Source organism: Novosphingobium sp. 11B, from assembly GCF_054589055.1.
In genome coordinates, this window is sequence record NZ_BAAILP010000088.1 from 1 (window position 1) to 3,028 (window position 3,028).

A 3,028-nucleotide genomic window follows, 5' to 3' on the forward strand; every position below is an offset into this window, starting at 1 on the left:
GTAGCGAAGCAATCCAGAGCAGTTGAAGGCCGCCCTGGATTGCTTCGCTACGCTCGCAATGACGAAGGTTGAGGTCAGCACCCCACGAAGCGGCGCGCACGACGACGACGTACTGGGGGTGCAGGGGGGCTATGCTCCCCTGCTTCTACCCTTCACAATTCTTAGTGAACGAACCGCGCGATCACGTCCCGATATGAACGCGAAACCTTCACCTGTGCGCCCGAATCGAGCACGAGGAAGCATTCGCCGTTCGTATGCGGCTTCACCTGACGCACCTGATTGAGATTCACGATCGTCGAGCGATGCACGCGCTGGAACACGCGCGGGTCGAGGCGGCGTTCGAGGTCCTTCATCGTCTCGCGCAGGATCAGCGAGTTGTCGGCGGTGCGGATGCACATGTAGTCGCCGGCAGCCTCGATGTGCTCGATCGAGTCGACGTCGATCCGGAAAATCTGGCCGCGGTCCTTGATATTGATGAGCTTTTCGTAGCGGTCCGAGTTCGGGTCCGTCTCCTCGGGCATGTGATCCACCGCGTCGGGGGCGACTTCGGCGAGGACCGTCTTGAGCTTCTCCGCTTCCTCGGAACTGCGCTTCTCGGACAGGCGCTGGCGTACGCGGGCAAGGGTGTCGTCCAGCTTGCTCTCGTCCACCGGCTTCATCAGGTAGTTCACCGCGTTCGCCTCGAAGGCGCGGACGGCGTGTTCCTGGTAGGCGGTGACGAAGACGAACAGCGGCGGTTCGATCTCCATCACGCCCTTGACGACGGAAAAGCCGTCGAAGCCGGGCATCTGGATGTCGAGGAAGACGAGGTCGGGCTTTTCCGTCTTGATCTTGCGGATCGCCTCGCGCCCGTTCGCGCAAGTGTCGATGATCTCGACGTCGGGGTACTTTTCAAGCCGCAGTTGCAGGCCCTGAATTGCGAGTTTCTCATCGTCGACGAGAATCGTGCGAATGGTCATAGGTATGTGTCTCCGGTGCGGCTAACGCGCACGGGGCAGGATTGTTTCATCGCGCCATCTGAACGGGCTGACGCGCGGGTTCGGACATGTCCTCGGTGGTTTCGCGGCGCTCGAAAGGGAGTTCTATCACGACTGCGAAGCCGCCTTCCAGCGGTTCGATCGTTTCAAAACGGTGGTTCTCGCCATAGGCCTGCGACAGGCGGTCGCGGATGTTGGACAATCCCACGCCGGTGGAAACCGGCTCCCCTCCATCGTAGGTCATGCCCGATAGCCTGTTGTCGGTCGTGGGACTTTGCAAGCCCGGCCCGGTGTCCGAGACGGTGATGCGAAGCATCGGCCCGATGAGTTGCGTGGCGACGGTGATCTCGGCCCCGGCTTCCTGCTGGCTGACGGCGTACTTGATCGCATTCTCGACCAACGGCTGTAGCAGCAGCGAGGGCAGCAGTCCGGCTTCGGTGGCGGGATCGATGGTGAAGGTGGTGCGCAGCCGTTCCTCGAAGCGCATGCGCTCGATGTCGAGGTAGAGCTGGAGGGTCTCGACCTCCTGCTCCACGGTGACGCGCGCGGAGGGCTTGTTGATGAGCGTATAGCGCAGGAATGAGGACAGGCGGCTGAGCATCGCGTTGGCGGGCTCTGTCTGCTTCAGCAGCACCAGCGTCGAGATAGAGTTCAGCGTGTTGAACAGGAAGTGCGGGTTGAGCTGGTAGCGCAGCATCGCCAGCTGGGCACTGGTGGCCTGGGTCTCCAGCCGGATCAGCTGGTCGTTCTGCTCCTCCACCTGCAGGTAGAAGTTCACCATGTAGTAGAGGGCGGTCCACGCACCCAGCAGCGTCGCGTCGAAGTAGAAGACGCCGAGGAACAGCTGCGCGAAGCTGTCCCCCTCGCCGCGCCAGAGCGAGATGACCCAGGCGTCTATGAACGCGTGCAGCGCCACCGCGACCGGCAGCATCAGCGCGGTCAGGCCCCAGGTGACGATCGGCCGGCGCTTGATCAGCGCGCGATAGATCACTGAGAGCACCAGCGAGACGGAGAAGCCCGTGATCGTGGCGATGACGACCAGGACAAGCGAGGCCGAGGACTGGTTGTTCGCCAGCGTCGACATCGTGCGCAGCACCATGGCGCCGCCCCAGCCGATGAACTGCAGGCGCCAGAACGCGCGGTCCTTGTCGGCGAAGAAGGGAATGGGCTGGATAGGCAGGACGCTCATGCAGACAAACCTAGACGATCTTGCAAAGGTTTCAAATCATGCGCCACGTGCGGCCTTTACGGCTTCCGACAACTGGTCGAAGCCGACCGCGCCGGGAATGAGCTTGTCGCCCGCGATCCAGCTGGGGGTGCCGGAGAAGCCGAGGCGCTGGGCCATTTCCATGCTGCGGCCAAGCTCGGCCTCCACCGTCGGGCTGGCGGCGATGCGGCGGGCGCGGTCCATGTCGAGGCCGATGGACTTGGCGACCGCCTCGATGGTGGGGGCATCGACCTGCCCGGCCTTGTACATGGCATCGTGGAACTGCGCGTATTTGCCCTGCTCGGCGGCGGCGAGGGCCATCTTCGCGGCATCCGGGCTGTGCGGGCTGATGATCGGCAGTTCGCGCACGACGATGCGCAGGTCCGGGTTCTTGGCGATCAGCTGGGCGACGTCGGGCAGGCTCTGGCGGCAGTAGCCGCAGGCATAATCGGAGAACTCGACCAGCGTGACCTTGCCGTCGGGATTGCCCAGCACGGCGCCGGGGAACGGCGTCTCGACCGCCTGACGGACTCCGCCGAGCGCCTTGGCGGCCTCGCGGCGGCGCAGTTCGTCCATCGCTTGCGGCAGGATTTCGGGGTTTTCGAGGATGTAGTCGTGTACCACGTGCTGCACGGCGATGCGGCCGCCGTACCAGCCTGCGCCGCCGACGACGGCCAGTCCCACGATACCCATTACGAACTTGCCGGCTGTACTCATGATTTAGATGCTGATCCGTTATGAAAGGCGTTGGAGCGGGAGGCAGGCGCCTGATTTGAAAAACACTTCGTCATTGCGAGCGCAGCGAAGCAATCCAGGGCAGTCTTGAGCCGCCCTGGATTGCTTC

General features: G+C 63.3%; 3 protein-coding genes. All 3 read right to left on the reverse strand.

What is annotated here, in order from left to right; all coding sequences use genetic code 11:
* Positions 1-161: 161 nt before the first annotated feature.
* Genes ACYPYD_RS07855 through ACYPYD_RS07865 form a run of 3 tightly spaced genes read right to left on the reverse strand, consistent with a single transcriptional unit; the run spans position 162 to position 2,901 of the window.
* Positions 162-959: a LytR/AlgR family response regulator transcription factor gene (locus tag ACYPYD_RS07855; RefSeq protein ID WP_008831834.1), complete on the reverse strand. Its 798-nt coding sequence runs from the start codon at positions 957-959 to the stop codon at positions 162-164.
* A gap of 46 nt (positions 960-1,005) precedes the next feature.
* Positions 1,006-2,166: a sensor histidine kinase gene (locus tag ACYPYD_RS07860; RefSeq protein WP_036525575.1), complete on the reverse strand. Its 1,161-nt coding sequence runs from the start codon at positions 2,164-2,166 to the stop codon at positions 1,006-1,008.
* Between the two features lie 36 nt (positions 2,167-2,202).
* Complete coding sequence (locus tag ACYPYD_RS07865; RefSeq protein ID WP_236727346.1) at positions 2,203-2,901, reverse strand: DsbA family protein; 699 nt, start codon at positions 2,899-2,901, stop codon at positions 2,203-2,205.
* Positions 2,902-3,028: the final 127 nt, after the last annotated feature.

Bases quoted from the DNA above. Each gene is read 5' to 3' on its own strand.
- ACYPYD_RS07855 (WP_008831834.1), bottom strand. From the start codon at position 959: ATGACCATTCGCACGATTCTCGTCGACGATGAGAAACTCGCAATTCAG.
- ACYPYD_RS07860 (WP_036525575.1), bottom strand. From the start codon at position 2,166: ATGAGCGTCCTGCCTATCCAGCCCATTCCCTTCTTCGCCGACAAGGAC.
- ACYPYD_RS07865 (WP_236727346.1), bottom strand. From the start codon at position 2,901: ATGAGTACAGCCGGCAAGTTCGTAATGGGTATCGTGGGACTGGCCGTC.